This window comes from Salarchaeum japonicum, assembly GCF_020614395.1.
Lineage (GTDB): Archaea > Halobacteriota > Halobacteria > Halobacteriales > Halobacteriaceae > Salarchaeum > Salarchaeum japonicum.
Window position 1 is genome coordinate 228056 of the sequence record NZ_CP085324.1, and the last position, 14977, is coordinate 243032.

Annotated in this window: 24 protein-coding genes; 11 read left to right on the top strand and 13 right to left on the bottom strand. The window is 59.9% G+C overall.

The features are described from left to right. The first annotated feature begins 95 nt into the window (after positions 1 to 95). Together LI334_RS01210 and LI334_RS01215 are read left to right on the top strand one after the other, a co-directional pair. Entirely contained in the window at positions 96 to 2318 is a 2223-nt protein-coding gene (locus tag LI334_RS01210) for a thermonuclease family protein (protein WP_227261349.1), read from the top strand. Between the two features lie 93 nt (positions 2319 to 2411). Further along, the gene (locus LI334_RS01215; protein ID WP_227261350.1) at positions 2412 to 2828 is read left to right on the top strand and encodes a DUF7522 family protein; all 417 of its coding nucleotides are present in this window, start codon (positions 2412 to 2414) and stop codon (positions 2826 to 2828) included. 119 nt (positions 2829 to 2947) lie between these two features. On the opposite strand, the gene LI334_RS01220 is transcribed toward LI334_RS01215, so the two are convergent. Genes LI334_RS01220 through LI334_RS01235 form a run of 4 tightly spaced genes read right to left on the bottom strand, consistent with a single transcriptional unit; the run spans position 2948 to position 4810 of the window. Then, positions 2948 to 3970 carry a tyrosine-type recombinase/integrase gene (locus LI334_RS01220; RefSeq protein ID WP_227261351.1) on the bottom strand — a complete coding sequence of 341 codons (1023 nt, stop codon included), beginning with the start codon at positions 3968 to 3970 and terminating at the stop codon, positions 2948 to 2950. Beyond that, on the bottom strand, positions 3967 to 4221 hold the full coding sequence (locus LI334_RS01225; RefSeq protein ID WP_227261352.1) for a hypothetical protein: 255 nt from the start codon (positions 4219 to 4221) through the stop codon (positions 3967 to 3969). Before LI334_RS01225 ends, LI334_RS01220 begins: the two co-directional genes overlap by 4 nt. Then, positions 4218 to 4493 carry a hypothetical protein gene (locus tag LI334_RS01230; RefSeq protein WP_227261353.1) on the bottom strand — a complete coding sequence of 92 codons (276 nt, stop codon included), beginning with the start codon at positions 4491 to 4493 and terminating at the stop codon, positions 4218 to 4220. The genes LI334_RS01225 and LI334_RS01230 overlap by 4 nt, the downstream gene beginning before the upstream one ends. Next, positions 4490 to 4810, bottom strand: coding sequence for a hypothetical protein (locus tag LI334_RS01235; RefSeq protein WP_227261354.1), 321 nt, complete (start codon positions 4808 to 4810; stop codon positions 4490 to 4492). The genes LI334_RS01230 and LI334_RS01235 overlap by 4 nt, the downstream gene beginning before the upstream one ends. A gap of 252 nt (positions 4811 to 5062) precedes the next feature. On the opposite strand from LI334_RS01235, the gene LI334_RS01240 reads away from it, so the two are divergent. The 7 genes from LI334_RS01240 to LI334_RS01270 all read left to right on the top strand — a co-directional run bounded on the left by LI334_RS01240 (position 5063) and on the right by LI334_RS01270 (position 10089). Beyond that, positions 5063 to 5356, top strand: a complete 294-nt coding sequence (locus LI334_RS01240; protein ID WP_227261355.1) for a MarR family transcriptional regulator — start codon at positions 5063 to 5065, stop codon at positions 5354 to 5356. Then, complete coding sequence (locus LI334_RS01245; RefSeq protein WP_227261356.1) at positions 5353 to 5658, top strand: hypothetical protein; 306 nt, start codon at positions 5353 to 5355, stop codon at positions 5656 to 5658. The genes LI334_RS01240 and LI334_RS01245 overlap by 4 nt, the downstream gene beginning before the upstream one ends. Before the next feature lie 43 nt (positions 5659 to 5701). Then, entirely contained in the window at positions 5702 to 6451 is a 750-nt protein-coding gene (locus tag LI334_RS01250) for a hypothetical protein (protein WP_227261357.1), read from the top strand. A 182-nt stretch (positions 6452 to 6633) separates the two neighbouring features. Then, positions 6634 to 7491: a hypothetical protein gene (locus LI334_RS01255; RefSeq protein WP_227261358.1), complete on the top strand. Its 858-nt coding sequence runs from the start codon at positions 6634 to 6636 to the stop codon at positions 7489 to 7491. Between the two features lie 454 nt (positions 7492 to 7945). Then, positions 7946 to 8452 (top strand): hypothetical protein, encoded by a 507-nt coding sequence (locus LI334_RS01260; RefSeq protein ID WP_227261359.1) that lies wholly within the window; start codon positions 7946 to 7948, stop codon positions 8450 to 8452. Between the two features lie 97 nt (positions 8453 to 8549). Continuing rightward, complete coding sequence (locus LI334_RS01265; protein WP_227261360.1) at positions 8550 to 9557, top strand: hypothetical protein; 1008 nt, start codon at positions 8550 to 8552, stop codon at positions 9555 to 9557. A 1-nt stretch (position 9558) separates the two neighbouring features. After that, a complete protein-coding gene (locus tag LI334_RS01270; protein WP_227261361.1) occupies positions 9559 to 10089 on the top strand; it encodes a hypothetical protein in 531 nt (176 codons plus the stop codon). 9 nt (positions 10090 to 10098) lie between these two features. Here LI334_RS01270 and LI334_RS01275 read toward each other — a convergent pair whose 3' ends face one another. Both LI334_RS01275 and LI334_RS01280 read right to left on the bottom strand, forming a co-directional pair. Continuing rightward, positions 10099 to 10764 (bottom strand): hypothetical protein, encoded by a 666-nt coding sequence (locus LI334_RS01275; protein WP_227261362.1) that lies wholly within the window; start codon positions 10762 to 10764, stop codon positions 10099 to 10101. Positions 10765 to 10824: 60 nt separating this feature from the next. After that, entirely contained in the window at positions 10825 to 11412 is a 588-nt protein-coding gene (locus LI334_RS01280; RefSeq protein WP_227261363.1) for a tyrosine-type recombinase/integrase, read from the bottom strand. A 162-nt stretch (positions 11413 to 11574) separates the two neighbouring features. On the opposite strand from LI334_RS01280, the gene LI334_RS01285 reads away from it, so the two are divergent. Further along, a complete protein-coding gene (locus tag LI334_RS01285) occupies positions 11575 to 11772 on the top strand; it encodes an antitoxin VapB family protein (protein WP_227261364.1) in 198 nt (65 codons plus the stop codon). After that, positions 11769 to 12167: a PIN domain-containing protein gene (locus LI334_RS01290; RefSeq protein WP_227261365.1), complete on the top strand. Its 399-nt coding sequence runs from the start codon at positions 11769 to 11771 to the stop codon at positions 12165 to 12167. Before LI334_RS01285 ends, LI334_RS01290 begins: the two co-directional genes overlap by 4 nt. 16 nt (positions 12168 to 12183) lie before the next feature. Here the strand turns inward: LI334_RS01290 and LI334_RS01295 are convergent, their stop codons facing one another. Genes LI334_RS01295 through LI334_RS01325 form a run of 7 tightly spaced genes read right to left on the bottom strand, consistent with a single transcriptional unit; the run spans position 12184 to position 14974 of the window. Continuing rightward, positions 12184 to 12369 carry a hypothetical protein gene (locus LI334_RS01295; RefSeq protein ID WP_227261366.1) on the bottom strand — a complete coding sequence of 62 codons (186 nt, stop codon included), beginning with the start codon at positions 12367 to 12369 and terminating at the stop codon, positions 12184 to 12186. Continuing rightward, a complete protein-coding gene (locus LI334_RS01300; RefSeq protein ID WP_227261367.1) occupies positions 12366 to 12776 on the bottom strand; it encodes a hypothetical protein in 411 nt (136 codons plus the stop codon). The genes LI334_RS01295 and LI334_RS01300 overlap by 4 nt, the downstream gene beginning before the upstream one ends. Next, the gene (locus LI334_RS01305; protein WP_227261368.1) at positions 12773 to 12973 is read right to left on the bottom strand and encodes a hypothetical protein; all 201 of its coding nucleotides are present in this window, start codon (positions 12971 to 12973) and stop codon (positions 12773 to 12775) included. Before LI334_RS01305 ends, LI334_RS01300 begins: the two co-directional genes overlap by 4 nt. A gap of 2 nt (positions 12974 to 12975) precedes the next feature. After that, positions 12976 to 13434: a hypothetical protein gene (locus LI334_RS01310; protein WP_227261369.1), complete on the bottom strand. Its 459-nt coding sequence runs from the start codon at positions 13432 to 13434 to the stop codon at positions 12976 to 12978. Further along, positions 13434 to 14018: a hypothetical protein gene (locus LI334_RS01315; RefSeq protein WP_227261370.1), complete on the bottom strand. Its 585-nt coding sequence runs from the start codon at positions 14016 to 14018 to the stop codon at positions 13434 to 13436. Before LI334_RS01315 ends, LI334_RS01310 begins: the two co-directional genes overlap by 1 nt. Then, entirely contained in the window at positions 14019 to 14585 is a 567-nt protein-coding gene (locus tag LI334_RS01320; RefSeq protein WP_227261371.1) for a hypothetical protein, read from the bottom strand. Then, positions 14582 to 14974, bottom strand: coding sequence for a hypothetical protein (locus LI334_RS01325; protein ID WP_227261372.1), 393 nt, complete (start codon positions 14972 to 14974; stop codon positions 14582 to 14584). Before LI334_RS01325 ends, LI334_RS01320 begins: the two co-directional genes overlap by 4 nt. Positions 14975 to 14977: the final 3 nt, after the last annotated feature.

Sequence of the window (14977 nt, forward strand, 5' to 3'; positions counted from 1 at the left end):
CCGAGGTAGGGCGTACTCGCGTAAGAACCTTCCCAACACCCCGACTATATAGACCTCATAGGTATCTTTTTCCGACCATTTCGTCAGTGGTCGATATGCGCCGCCGGGCCTTCCTCAAGACCGCCGCCGCCGGCACGGCCGCCGCCGCGACCGCCGGCCACGCCGCCGCCCTCCCCCAGGAAACGATTCCCCCGCTCGTCTTCGACTCGACGAGCGCCCTCCTCGACGCCTCCATGAACCCCGGGCTCGCCGACGACCACGTCGCGGTCCGGGCGCACGAGAGCGCGACCGCCGTGGACGAGGACGGAAACGGCGACACCGTCCCCTATCCCGATACGCGTCCGCCGCTCGTCGCCGTGGACGGCGACGTGGTCGCGTTCGGCGCGCCGTTCGCCACCGACGAGACGGACTTCGCGTCCGGGAACGACGAGTTCCTCCTGAACGCCTGGGACGAACACGTCGGCGGGGGAACCGTCCTCTGGGACGAGGGCCACGGCCAGTACTACGCGCTCTCGAAGTTCTCGCGCTTCGAGTCCTACGCCGAAGCGAACGGCTACACCGTCGAACCAACCACGTCCCTCGCGGACGACCTCCCGGACGCGGACGCCGTCGTCGTCACGTCCCCGGACGCCTTCTCCGCGGCCGAACTCGACGCGCTCGCGTCCTTCCGCGACCGCGGCGGCGCGGTGTTCTTCCACCACCAGGCCGACTACGGCGGCTACGACCGCACCGACGCCCTGAACGAAATCGCGGGCGCGCTCGGCCTCGCGTTCCGGTTCAACGACACCGAAATCGTCGACAGCGACCACAACGCGGGTGCGCCGTACGTCGTCCGAACCGACCAGTTCAACACCGCCTTCCCCTACTTCGCGCCCCGCGAGGGCATCAGCAGCGGACTGACGTTCGAGGTCGGGGAGCGCTACACCGCGACCGTGACGAACGTCGCCGACGGCGACACCGTGGACGTGGAACTCGACGGCGGCGCGACCGAGACCATCCGCATCCTCGGTATCGACACGCCCGAGACCGCCGGAAACGCGGACGCCGAGAACCCCTACGAGTGGGAGGGCCTCGGGGACGAACCCAGCGGCCGCGACCCCGACGGCGAGTACCCCTACCTCTCGGAGTGGGGCGCGAACGCGTCCCTGCTCGCGGAGGAGACGCTCGCCGGCGAGACCGTCGAGTTCGCGTTCGACCCGAACGAGGGCGTCCGCGGGCCGTACGGCCGCCTCCTCGCCACCGTCCACTACGACGCCGACGACACCGGCGACTACGACACGAACTGGTCTGAGACCGTGGTGGAGACCGGGCACGGCCGCGTCTACGACTCCGGGTACGCCGGCCACGACGCGCTCGTCCAGGCCGAACTCGCCGCGCGCGCCGACGGCACCGGCGTCTGGGCGGAGAGCGACCCCGACGACAGTCCGACCCTCGCGAACGACCCCGTCGAATCGCTCGCGTTCCCGAACGCCGTCCCGCTCACGGCGACGAGTGGGTCGGTGCCCGAGGAGTCCGTCGTCGTCGCCGCGCACTCGTCCGCCTCCCGCGCCGACGCGCCGCTCGTCGCCGCCGACCCCGACCGCCGGGTCGCGCTCGTCGCCAGCACGTTCCTCGCCGACGACTACGGCTTCCTCGACCTCGCGGACGACGCCACGCCCTACGGGAACTACGCGTTCCTCACGAACCTCGCCACCGCGCTCGCGGAGCGCGACGGCTACCTCGCCATCGACGGCGGCCACGGCCAGTTCAGCGCCGGCTACGCCGTCTCCGCGGAGAGCGCGCAGACCTACCAGCGCTACCTCGAAGGCGTCGACCGCGGCATCGAGGGCGTGAACGACTACACGTCCGGCGTCCTCGACGGCGCGAGCGCGCTCCTCGTCACCGCGCCCGCGACCGGCCTCGCGGACGGCGAACTCGACGCCCTCCAGTCCTTCCAGGCCGACGGCGGCGCGGTTCTCTTCCTCGGCAACGCCACCGCACCCGGGAACGCCACCGCCCGCCAGAACTCGCTCGCCACCGCGCTCGACACCGACCTCGCGTTCACCACCGGCACCATCACCGACCCCGACCACAACATCGACGGCACCGACGCCGCCCCGACCACGACCGTCTTCCCCGGCGACGACAGCCTGTTCGCCCCGTACGACGGCACCGCCACCCTCGACCAATCCACGACCACACGCTCGACCACGCGTTCGACCACCGACCCGGCGACGAGTACCTCCGGCTCCACCCCGGGATTCGGCGCGCTCACCGCCGCCGCCGGCGTCCTCGGTGGCGCGGCCTACGCCCTCCGCGACCGCTTCGACGCCGACTGACGGCCGTGCGAACACCTGTCAACCACCAGTAGAAAATTACGGGGTTATTTCGACCGAGAAAAGGTGATATGTGTCCCCCGCCTTCGTTCCGCTATGCCGGAGCAACCCGTGAACGAGCTAGTCGAATTCCTCCGCGAGCAGGCGGGCGAGTACCTCCGCACCGTCCTCCACTACACGGAACGCGACTACGACGTTCTCTACATCCGCGACGACGTCGCGGGCGACTACACCGACGCCGAACTCGCCACCTTCGTCGACCACTACCGAACCAAGAGCCGCCAACAGCAACCCGACCGCCCCTTCGACCTCGGCCACGACCACTGCACCATCTCCGTCTACGACGAAGCCATCCTCTTTCACTTCACCCTCACCACCAGCGTCGGCACCATCATCACGCTCGCGCCCGAAGCAGGCCGCGACATCGTCCAGTTCATCACGCGCTGCCTCGAACAACTCCACAACAACTCCCCCCAGGAAATCGGCCCCGTCCCCGCCTGGCTCCAGGACTAAGCGAACCGCTCCACACGAACACGCGCCGAAGAATGGGACCGCCCGAACCTGAACTTCTTGGGAAGTCGCGGGTTCTGGGTCGGTTCGCTGACTGTTCTGGTGGGTGGTGGTCGTTGAGTTCATGATTCGAGGTGGAGCTGGTCGATGTAGCTACGACGGCGGCGCTCCATGCGCTCGCGGGGAGTCGCCTTGTCGTAGTGCTGATTTATCGTTTCTACCGAGGCGTTCACGCGGACAGAGACGACTTCCGGGGGAAGGCCGGCGTCGAGTTGCCACGTTATCGAACCCGTACGAATCTGGTGTGGGCTTCGCGATGACGGGCACTTGCTGGCGTGGTTGCGTTCGGTGAACTGGCAGGTGTCTGGGTCGCGGTCGTGGGGGCAGTCAACGGCGATGCAGGGGAGCGTCGCCATGTACGTCCAGACGCGGACGGTGTTCTGGCTCGGGCGGCCCTGTCGGCTCGCGAACAGCGGCTTCCTGCCGTGCTCGTCGTAGCTGTCCCAGCGGTTGCCGCCGTTCAGGTAGTGGTCGAGGGCGTCTGCGGCTTCGTCGGACAGGGCGACCGGGCGCTCGCCCTTGTGCTTCTTCTTCAGGGGCGTGCCGGTGTCTGGCCGATGCCTGAACTGGAGGTACTGGTCGTCGGGGTAGTAGTCGCGAGCGTCGAGGGCGCGAATCGCGCCGAGTCGGCAGCCGACGTTCCAGAGCACTTCGAGCAGTGCATGGCGTCGTGAGCCGCGCTCGTGCTGGCGGTAGTGGTTGAGGAGGATGCGCGCGGCGTCAGTGGTGAGTTTCGTGTCGTTGGTCTTCTCGTCGGCGTTTACCTTCGGGACGTGGATTTTCTCGCTGAGTCTGTCGTCGACGGCTTCGATGCGTTCGAGGTAGCGGACGAACTGCCGGAGCGTCTTCATCTCGTTGTGGAGCGTGATGGGGGCGAGTTCGTCGCCTGAGCGTGCGGTTTCGTAGTTCTCGAACGCCCAGCCGGTGAGGTCGCTGACGGTTTCGATGCCGTTTTCCTCGCACCACTCGACGAACTGTTTCAGTCGGTAGTGGTAGGTCTGGGTGCTGTGCTCGGTGTACTCCGGACGGCGTCGGTCAACGTACCGCTTCCAGGCCTCCCGCGGCGTGAGTTCCTCCGGCCTCATGAGTCGCCCTCGTCCTCTTGGGCGCGTTCCGCGAGGAGTGATGCTTCCACGTCGGCGGCGGGAACTGTGATGTCGCCCTCGATGACCGGCGTGTCAATCTCGGGGACATGGACGTCGAGACTGATGGGGAGGACGAGTTCGGTGCGCCCGCGCTCGCCGGCCTCGGGCTTCGTCTTCCGCACCCGGAGCGTCTCGTCCTGCCAGTTCACGGTGAGGAAGCCCTCGATGGTCTTCGTCTCCGCGTCGCTCACCGTTCGACGCCTCCGTTCACGTCGGCGAACACGTCTTCGGCCATCGCGACGAGCTCAGGGTCGTCTTCGCTGACGGCGTCGAGGAACTCGCGGGCGTCGTCGCGTGCGGTGATGGCGGCGGAAAGGCACGATGCAACGCCCTCAGAGCCGTGGTGGGTCGTGTCGCGGTAGGTTCCCCAGTTGCCGTTCTCGGTTTCGGCGACGACGAACAGCGTGTCGGCGTTCTCGACGATGTCCGCGAGTTCGGCGCGGGAAAGCTCCTCGTCACTCATGGCTGAACGTCCTCCACTTCCGCGAGTTCGAGTCCTTCGTGGACGATGCCGTTGTGAATCGAGGCGTCGCCTTCGGCGGCAGAACGGAGTCGGTGGGCTTCCCACGTACGTCCGCAGGTGCGACAGCGAGCCTGGTAGACGGTGTCGGCGTCCGGGAACCGGTCGGTCGCGCAGTCGGCGCACGTGGGTTCGTGCGTGAGCGCGTCGAGGCCGGCGGCGGGCGCGCCGCATTCGCAGCGGGTCGCGTCGGATTTATCGGGAGTCGGTGCGTCTGTCGACGTACGGGCCTTTGTGCCCGTGATGCGTTTCGCGTGCATGGTCGCTTATGCGAAACCGCATTACGGGGCGTGTTCCAGCACGCCCCGGTCTTCTACGACCAACAAGATTCATCTCCGACCGGCAACGGGGTCTCGCATTCGCTACAACAACACACTATCCCATAAATGCAACGGTAAACCATAATCTGTTACAGATACTGTTTTAGAATAGATTTAGCGTTATCAGTATATTCCGCGGGAAAATGACTCTCCGTGTTGAATTTGGTCTTAATGAGATACAGTGGGGACTACATGAATATCTGGGACGACAGAATACTCGAAATCCTGGAAGACGAAGGGCCGCTCCCAGTCGGGAAACTCGCCAACCACAAGGCGATTCATACTTCGAAGTCCACTATCTCACGGCGCTGTCGGAAGCTCGCCGAGAAAGGACTACTCCAGAAAATCGGAAACGGAGTCTACTCTATCAGCGATATCGGACTCGCTTATCTCGACGGAGAATACGACGCGGAGGCCGAGGAATTCATTGAGGATCCGTCTACGTACGACTTCGAATCCAGCGAACAGGAGGCCAACGGAGCATGAGCGCACGCCGCGTCGGATACTGGATGGAAGTCCTCGACGACCGCATCCTCGAATACCTCGCGACGGACGCGGCGGCTACGCCCGAGACTATCGCACGATCTCGGCGGCGGCCCGTGAGTACGCGGAAGATTCGCGAACGCCTCCGTGTTCTCAGTCAAGCCGGCTACGTGAAGCCGTTGAGCGACGACTACGAGGTCTACGAGTTGACTATCTGGGGCCGGCTGTACCTGGAAGGCGAAGCGCGTGCTGACCAGCTGGTTCCCGAGCCGGACGAGAGACGGCCGGGTCACGTGCTGGGATGAATCTCTGGAATCATCCTCTGAGCGAATATCTGTTGATACAGTAATGTCCGTACAGGCTGCTGCAAGCGTCTCTATTTACGACTTTTTCACCCGAATTATTCCTGGGTCAGTGCTCGTAGCTCCTGGTATAATATCTCTTTCAGCTTTTGAACCAGACCTGTTCAACAACATCACTGTGGTCATTATATCAGCTGCACTCCTCTGTTTCTTAGCTGGAGAGCTCATGAACCTGCTTCGTGAGATCCTATTTCGGGTTCCGTGGACGTTTCGGCGGTTTCTAGCACGTATTACCGACGACGACCGCCATCTAACATCGCTACAGAGGGTTCTCAGGCGTGTAGAGATGGTTATTCGAGATTTCGGCAGCACAATCAGACGGAAAATCGGTGTTCCAAAGGAACAATCAAGTCGACCAAGAGATCTTGAGAAGCGGCTGTCCTTCGGGTTCAAAGAATCGATTAAAGAAGAGCTATCCGTCGATTTCACGACGTTCAGCACGTACGATATCTACGATTTATTAGTTCTTGAACTGGAGCCGGAGTTCCGGAGAAGCACCCGGAGAGCTCGATTAATGCACGAGTTCACGATGAATCTGAAAATCGCCGCTGGTTCCGGGGTTCTCATCTACTCTGCATTCTACCTACCTGAGGGCAGAAATCTTGTGTTGAGGTATGCAGTCGCATTCAGCTTAGGTTTGCTCGCGTTGTCTTGGCTGATTTCACGAATCTCCGAGAGTTCATCTAATATCTATACCGAGGCGCTCCTCAAGCAGTACTACCAGAAGTTCCGATAAGTGTTATCGAATCTCCGCGATTCTCTCACTTTTCCATGTTGAGTTAATTTTGGGAACGGACTTAGTCAGCTATTCAAACGGCTGGGCTGTGTGATGAAGTACTCCAGGAAGTCTTTTCTCCAAGAATTACTATTAGAGTAAAATGTTAAGTTGACGCCTGTTCGTAGGGTAGCCAACAGAGGATGGGTGAGGAAGATACTCCGACGGAACGATTTCTTGAGTCGGAGCCGTCTACCTATATAGAGTTTGCCCTGCAGAGAGCAGAATATAACGAACAAAAAGAGAGAGGAAATATCCGCGATAATATGGCGAAATCTGACTCACAAGAGAGATCTAGCGATTATTTCTCTGAGGCGGTTGGAGAGTTCAAGGAGAGTGTAGAAAAAGCGAGGAGCTCTGGTGGAAAAGTGTATCAAGCGACGCAGCAGTGGTTCCAGAGCCTCGGCACGATACCAACGCTGGTTATCACTGGAGTTCTCTGGATTTTGGGCGAGGAGGCCTATCCTATCGTCAAATCGTCATTATCTCCAGCTTTCGGGATTCCAGGAGACATCAGCCAAGAGATCATCGGATACGTTTCCCCTATCTATCTCTCAAATACGCAACTAGCGTTGATAATCGTCGGCCATTTAATCGTCAACACAGCCGTTCGTGGGAAACAATTAAACGCTCTGAAGGACAAGATTTCAGGTATGAATCCTCGGCAAACGCGGACTGATGGAGGCAAGTCAGTCAAAGCTGAGGACAACGGAAACGTTGAGACTGGGCCGAGTACTAGTCACTCCAAGTACCGTCTCAGCGAGATGAACCCAGCAGATTCAACGGATCATCACGAAGCTATTGGCGAAAGCGAAAATACGAACCTAACCCTCACACAGAGCGAGTCGGAGGGAACTTCTGGAGGGGGTTCACTCGGGGGTGTGCTGATCGGAGCGGCACTCGGATCCGCATTTGGCCCTGGTGGAACGCTAGCTGGAGGTTTCTTAGGGGGGCTACTCGGAGACCGATTTGAGCAAAACGCCGATGAAGATATTAGCTAAACAGGGACTCTTCTACGTCTCTCAATAACATCGTTCAGTTGTCCGTTTCTACGCGGTTTTCGTCTTGACGCCGGGAATTACCCGATCTTCTTCTGAGCTGCGTTCTCGTGCGCGCTGCCCACGCCTGATTCGCAATCTCGTCTCGTACGCCTGCGAGCGCGAGGATGATAGCGAGAAGCGCGGAGCAAGTCGCGACAGCGTACAGGTAGAGGGAGAGCAGTGTATCCCATGCAAGCGCCCCGTAGAGGGCGACACCGGCGTTTAGCGTGCAGAACAGTGCGAGGCCGAACGGATCGAGGTTCCGACCAGTCATCACAAGCAACGCTTCGAGGGCGATGCGTCTAGTTCTTTCGCTGCAGGTGGTAATCGATCACGTACTCAGAATCTGCATAGTAGGCGGCGGTTCAGCTAGATGTTTTTATCAAGGCGGCGTGATGTTCGGGTTGGATTCAACGTGGCGTCAGATATCCAGGTATACATCGCGGGTGCGACGACACTCGGGCTCGTCCTCACCGCAGAATCAATGCGAAGGACGAAGATGGACGTAGCGGCGAGCGAGCGGCGAATCAGGGAAACACTTGTTAGCAACCACTTGAGCGGCTACTGGAACATCGTTCCACAAGTCGTTCAATCCCGCACTGAGAACAATTCAATATTCGATTTCTTCGCGAACTTCGTGCGTCGTCATCCCTCAGGATGGACTAATTTTGAGTTGCACATCGAACAATCCACTGACGGCGTCTGGTCACGGGAAGGCTTCAAAGAGCTCTGTGAGGAGCTCGGGGTAGACGCATCATTCAGGGTTCGTGAAAACGGCCCTCCAGTCGTAGTTGATCTTACCGTCCAGTCAACTGATCCGCATACGGTCGTGGATTTCGTTCGAGGACTGGCTGAAGAGGTTCCTCAAGACGTGCTTGGGGAACGAGAACGAGAAGTCGAGGTAAGTATAGGTGAAACATAGATAGTTCTCGACACCCACTTCTTTTTGTTGTCCTCCTTCTTTCGACCGACCGGTTCTATCAGTCAAATTTATATTCGTTTGTTTCGATGGTTCGCCAATGCCATCTCACGGAATCATTCCATACCGTCTCGGTCTTCGGGAGAAAGGAGATCGCGACAATTTCTACGACTTGACCGACTTGTACAAGGCCGATGACTCGCTTCCCCACGACAATATCTTCGACTACTTCGAGAAACTCCTCAACAAGTACAAAGGCCAGCTGGATAATAATTCGCAGAAGCAGAAGACGTTCGTCGTTGACAAGTACAATATTAACCGGGTGGATAACGTCGTAGAAGGCGTTGTAAGAACCGGTGACTACGGTTACACCGCAGATCTACACGACATCAATACGGGCAAGAGAACGCATCAGAAAGGAACAGACGAGACGGAATTGATTCCGTATTACTTCCTGTTCCACTTACCTAAGACCCAAGCGGGGAAGGATCATGACGGCGCACGGAAGGGCGTAATGGCCTTCCAGCAATTCAATGGCCGGAGCGTCAAAACCGCGTTTACACGCCGTTTCTATAGGGAATTCCTCAAAGCGGACGACGTAGCGAAGGACACTATGTTCGAGTGTCGCCCTGTGATGACTCAGGAAGTTCTGAATAAAATCGTTGACGCAGAACGCGTGCTACGAGCCGAGTTTGATGTCGAAAAAGTCCCGGAGAGTAATGACGCAGAAACCCAATTAATCGAAGGAGTGAGTCTCGCGCAAACGGATCGCCAATCACTGGTGTTCAAGCCGAAACATGGTGGCTCACTTAGCCCATTGCAGGAACGAGCTAAACAGTTGAAGAAGGACAACGGAAGTTTCGCGGAAATCGTCCAGGGGCCAGTAGAAGACCTCACAATCACGATTGAGAAAGAAAACGGCCGAGACGAAACGTTCTCGGTGATGGATGAAGAACTTAGAATGAAGAAAGAATTGGAGCCAAGCTCACGACAGCTGAGTGGCGGACATCCAAAGACGGACTACATATCCAAAGCGGCCGTCAACGTGATTAACGACGTTACACCAAATAGAATTGTGAAGCGTCTCCGGCACTCAACCGCCCTATGACATGTTCGCCACGAATCTCTGGAAGATAGTTCGGCGTAACTACGGTTCACTAGTCGAGGAAACAGGCGTTGGATCGCCTGCTTCAGAGATTTCTGTGGCAGCGTTCTTTGGGGCAGTACCGATACTTTTGGGAAGTTGGTTCGGCTACGCCATCCCGATCTGGACAGGATTTATTGGTTCATTGGTTCCGGTAGTTGGCGTGCTCACTGGATTCTCAATTAACTCGATAGTTCTTCTGAGCGGGCAGTCTGATGAAGATTCGTACGAGCAGAGAAAGGCTGCGATACGCCAAACAAAAGACTTCTCCCTGTACTCAATACTGGTTGGTATCGTGTTGCTCAGTGCTCTTACGGTGGGTTTTCTCCTCGCAAAAGCTAACCCAGGTGCACAGATTGTTATATTTGATACCGTCGTGACGGCCCTCCAAATCGCATCGGTAGCGGTTTATACGATTCTTATACACTATCTGATAGTCCTCCTGCTCATAACCCACCGACTGTTCACGATGGTTCATATTGACGCAGTTGGGTAGCGATTTCCGCTACCAGAAAGGAGCGATTTCGTCCTCAACGAACCCAAGGAAGGTTTCGGTTCGCAGAGACGGCTCCAGGACTCGAACGAAACCATTCCCGGAGACCTCCATTTTAATTTGGGTTCCCGAGTACTCAAACTCCAGGCCGATTTGCGTCTTGTCCGAGCTATCGATTACGTCCCCCATATTTAGATCGTCAGTCACATCGTGACCGTAGACTGTACCGGACTCAATGTTCCCGTGAGCGTTACTGAAGCCGCACTTCCACGGATTTGCGTTCGGACGGCTCTCAGCATAGGCATCAATGTCCACAGAAGCACGGCTAACCACCGCATCGGTTCGGCGAGTTAATTCATCGAACAGGAATTCGCCATCAGTCCCATCAATTAGAACGAAGTCATTAGGAACTGCCTCGAACTCGGTATATTGGAACGTCTTCTGTGGGCTTGTCGAGCTTGTAATATTTCCGTCTTCTACAGAGGGAATAGAGACATCTGCTATGTCCTCCGTGAGTGCTTCACCGCTCTGTCCAGCAAGCTCACCCAAGAGATCTTGCTGAACAGGGCCAGCGGTTACGCAAGTATGGAGTTCGAAGTCTTCAGTCGTAACCACATCGTCAAAGCTCGGAATGGACTCCAAGTCTCCGTCAATCGATCCAATTATCCCCGACTTCATGAGCGGCTAGTAACATATCCCAGTATAAATATTTTCTTCGACCCCACTCAGATTTAGTTCCTATAACCACTCTACCTTTCCGCGTTCTCGTTTCTGCGCATCCGGTGAGTACGTTCCGCGGTAGTGTTCCAGGAACGTCTCCAGATCGTCCCAGCCGCCCCAGTCGCAGACGAGGAGGGAATCGACTTCTGCGCTCTTGAGTGCGGTTGCCCAGGTACGGCGGAGGTCGTGGAAGGTGAGGTAGTTCCAGCCGGGGTCGTCGGTCTCGTCGGCCAGCTCGCCGGCGGCGCGTTCGACCCAGCGCCGGAGTGTCCTGGTCGTCGTGATATCAAGGAGTGGGGCATCGCGTGCGGCGTCGCGGAATTCGTCGAGGGTGCGGACGGTGGTGTAGAGGTCGCGCGGTATCGGCGTCTCACGGAACTGCTCGCCTTTCCCGTGCCAGACGCGGAGCATCGGGCCGGCTTCGGTGTCGACGACGTGTTCGGGAGCAACGTCGAGGACTTCGTGACTGCGGAGGCCGCAACGCGCACCGAGCGCGAGTGCGATGCGCTGTTGCTGGGTGTCGGTGGCGTCGAGCAGCTCGTCGACTTCGTCTTCGCTGAGCCATACCTTCATGTCGTCGCGGGAGTCGTGCTCTTGGAGATTCATGATGTCCGGCTTCCCCGTATAGGAGACAAATTCGCCCGTCCATCTAGTTCTATCGGTGGTGTGAACGCGAAAATCGGGCGAGAAATGTCCGACTCTCAGTGTCTAATCGGACAGGTGGGTGTCGGCGTAAGATAGATACTCTCGTATACAGTACGTATACACATGAGTACGACACTCCGCGTCTCGGACGACACGAAAGCGCTCCTAGAGCACTTGAAACGGGACGACGAGACGTTCGACGAACTCCTCGAACGACTCGCACAGAGCGAGAAACCGATTAACGTCGGCGCGTGGAGCGAAGATCAGGCCGACCGTGCGCGAACGGCCGTGAAGCGCTCACGGGAGAGCTTCGAACGGTGACCTTCCTCGATTCCTCGGTCATCATCGACATGCTCGAAGGCGTCCCCGAGGTCGTCGAGTACGTCGAAGCCCGCGGGCAACCCTACCTCACGTCCTCCCTCTGCGTCTTCGAAGTCATCAACGGCGAGCTGGGCGTCGGCTCGACCGATGTCGTCGAAGTCCGCCAGGACTTCGGCGGGGTGCAAGCCCTTGACTTGAACGAGAACATCGCCCTCGAAGCCGCGCGAATACAGGACCAACTACTCGACGACGGGGAGCGAATGGCGACTCGGGATCTACTGATCGCCGCGACGGCGCGCTCCACGGGCGCGGAACTCGTCGTCGCCGACGACGACTTCGAAACCCGCCTACTCACCGACCTGATGGAGGTAACGAACCTCCGGACCGAGACCTAAACCGCGCGCAAAAAAGTTAGTCTACCGCGTCGGGGTCGGTGATGACCGCGGCCGCGTCGACAGACAAGCGCGTGTCACTCCCGCTCTCTCCTTCGTAAACGACCACTCGATCGCCGATAGTGAGCCCGTCGAGTTCCGGGCTCGTGTCGGGACTGGGGCCGTCGACGGTATCCCACTCCTGTTCGAGGTCGTCGTGGGTCACGTGAACTGGATGGCGAGTTCGAGGACGCGCCGGAGATCAAGGACGCCACCGCCGCCGAGAACGGTTCCGATGACCGCCCCGAGCACGACGCCGCCGATGGCGTAGTGGGGTTCCTGGCGGATGTCGGCGACGACCTTCGGGTCGAGGGCGTGCGCGACCGCGGTCTTCCCGCCGCCCTGGCGTTTCACGCCGAACGCGATGCTCATGACGACGCCGATGAAACGCACGTCACCGGTCTTCGCGGCGGCGAATCCCGCGCCGATACCGACGCCGGCGGCGTGGCTTTCGGCGTGATAGGAGAGAAAGCCGTTCCGGTCGGTGTCTGCTTCTCTCGCCGCGCCCGCCGTGGAGACGAACGATTTGAGGAACGCTACGACTGCCTGTCGAGTGCTGGTGAACGTAGTCATGAGTCGAGGATGTCTTCGCGTTCGAGGACGCGTTCGAGCTGCGCGAGACCGCGCGTGTTCTCCTCCGTCTGGTCTTCGAGCTCGTCAACGTCCTCCTGGTCGGCGTGCTTCTCGTCCGCGCGGAGGTGGAGGGTAATCACCGTGGCTTCGATGATGCCGAGCATCGTGAGCACGGCCCCGGCGCTGAAGTCAGCCATCGCTAGAGGAGTCCGCCGACGAAGTCGCCGGCGTCGTCCGCGAGGTCGGCTGCGCCGCCCACGGTCTCGTTGACGGCGTCGCCGGTCGCGTCGGTGATGTTCTCGATGTTGTCCGCGGTACCGCCGATCGCCCAGTCCGCGGAGTTCTCGACGGCGTCCGCGCCGCCGCCGAACCACCAGTCCATCCCGTCGCTCGTAACGTCGCCCGCGCCCTCGGCGACATCGACGCTGCCCTCTGCGAGGTCGCTCCCCGCCCAGTTCGAGAGTCCACCGAGCCAGTCGCCCGTCGCGCGGCCCGCGCCGCCGACGCCTTCGCTGACGCCGTTGATGGTCTTGTAGCCGATGTAGGCCGCGCCTGCGGCGACGATGACGAGCATGATGTTGAAGCCCGTCGAGTCGCTCGCCGCGTCCGCAACGTCGCCCGCGGAGTCGCCGGCGAGCGCGCCAGCGGCGGCGCTCATCAGGAGCCTCCGGCCGCCGAGACGGCCAGGACGAGCACGACGCCGGCGGCCACGAGCGTCCGCGGGTCACCGAAGTCAATCGCCTCGAACGTGCCGCCAAGGCCGGGGCTTTCGTTGTCTGGGTGTTCTACGTCGGGAGTGGTATCCCCGCCGGGCTGGACGCCGCCACCCGAGTTCTCGATCTGTTCGTTCGCGACATCCTCGACGACATCACCAACGGCCTGTTCGCTCGTCTGGTCGACGGCGTCGCTCACCGTCTCCTCATCGACATCGAGGAAGCGGGAGGCACTCCCGACGAGCCCGCTCCCGCCGGCCGGCGACGAGTCGTCGGGGTCGCTCGTGTCCTCGACCACGATATCGGTGTCGTCCTCACCCGTGTCGACGAGCGCGGAGTCCTGGTCGCCGGTGCCGGTCGTGGTGCCGAGACTCCTGGTTCCAAGGGTGTCGCTCCCGGTCTGGAAGGTGTCTTCGTCGGTCGATTCGTCGGTCGTCGTCGTGGGCACGGCGGGCTCGATCGTGATGGGGCCGCCCCCACCAGTCCCCGAGACACCGCCAGCGCCCGTGCTGGGTCCAAGTAATGCCATCTATATCGTGTGATTGTGAGCTGCGACAACTACGAACGATAACTCGAAGTTCCCGCTCGGATAGCTCTGGTAATTGGGGTTTGAAGCGGTTATACTGGTAACTCCTTGCGCGGGAAAGCTCTCGTACACGGTGTCACTACCTCCTGCAGGGACGGTTATTGAACCAGATCTGTCGGAGGATTCCGCCAAGTGAATCGTGTAGTCATAGGTTTCCTGCGAATCCTCGGGGTTGTTCGCTGTTATTCTACAGCTGTCGGAGACTTTCCCGATGGTCCACGTACTGGAAGACCCATCGTTTGGAAACGTCGCCGGAGTCGAGAAGTATCCGCTACCCGAACTCTCGACTGCCGTTTGTGTCGGCGGGCTGTGGTGGTCGTTCGCGCTGACGTTCGAGAGCTGGTCGTGCGAGACGACCGTCTGCTCGACCCACTCCGTTCCGGTGTAGACGAACGCGGCGTTCGCGTCCGTGTCGTACCAGGATTCGCCTTCCTCGGGTTCGGCTGGCGCGGGTGCCTGGACGTAGTCGAAGCCACCGCCGCCACTTCCGCCGCCGACGATTCCGGTCATGCGTCGGCCTCGAAGGTGACGACGACCGCGTCGCCCGCCGTCGGCGTGCGGACGTAGATCGTGTCGGTGTTCGCGACCGCGAACGTCCGGCCCTGTCCAACGGCGGTCAGCGGCGACTCCTGCGTATCGCTGTTCCCGACGTAGACGGTTCCACCGTTCCCCTGCTTGTACTCGACGAGGACAGTGACGCCGTCCGGAACGCTATGCGACGGGAGCGGTTCGCCCGTGGTGCCGTCCGTGGAGTGGACGAATTGGGTTACCGAACCGCGATTCCCGAGCGCCTGATTCGTCTTCTGCTGCTCGACCGTGTTCGCGGGCGGCTGCGGGTCACCATTCTCGTCGGTGACACGCTGGATGTCGTCGACATCCGCCTGGGTTTCAAGACCCATGGA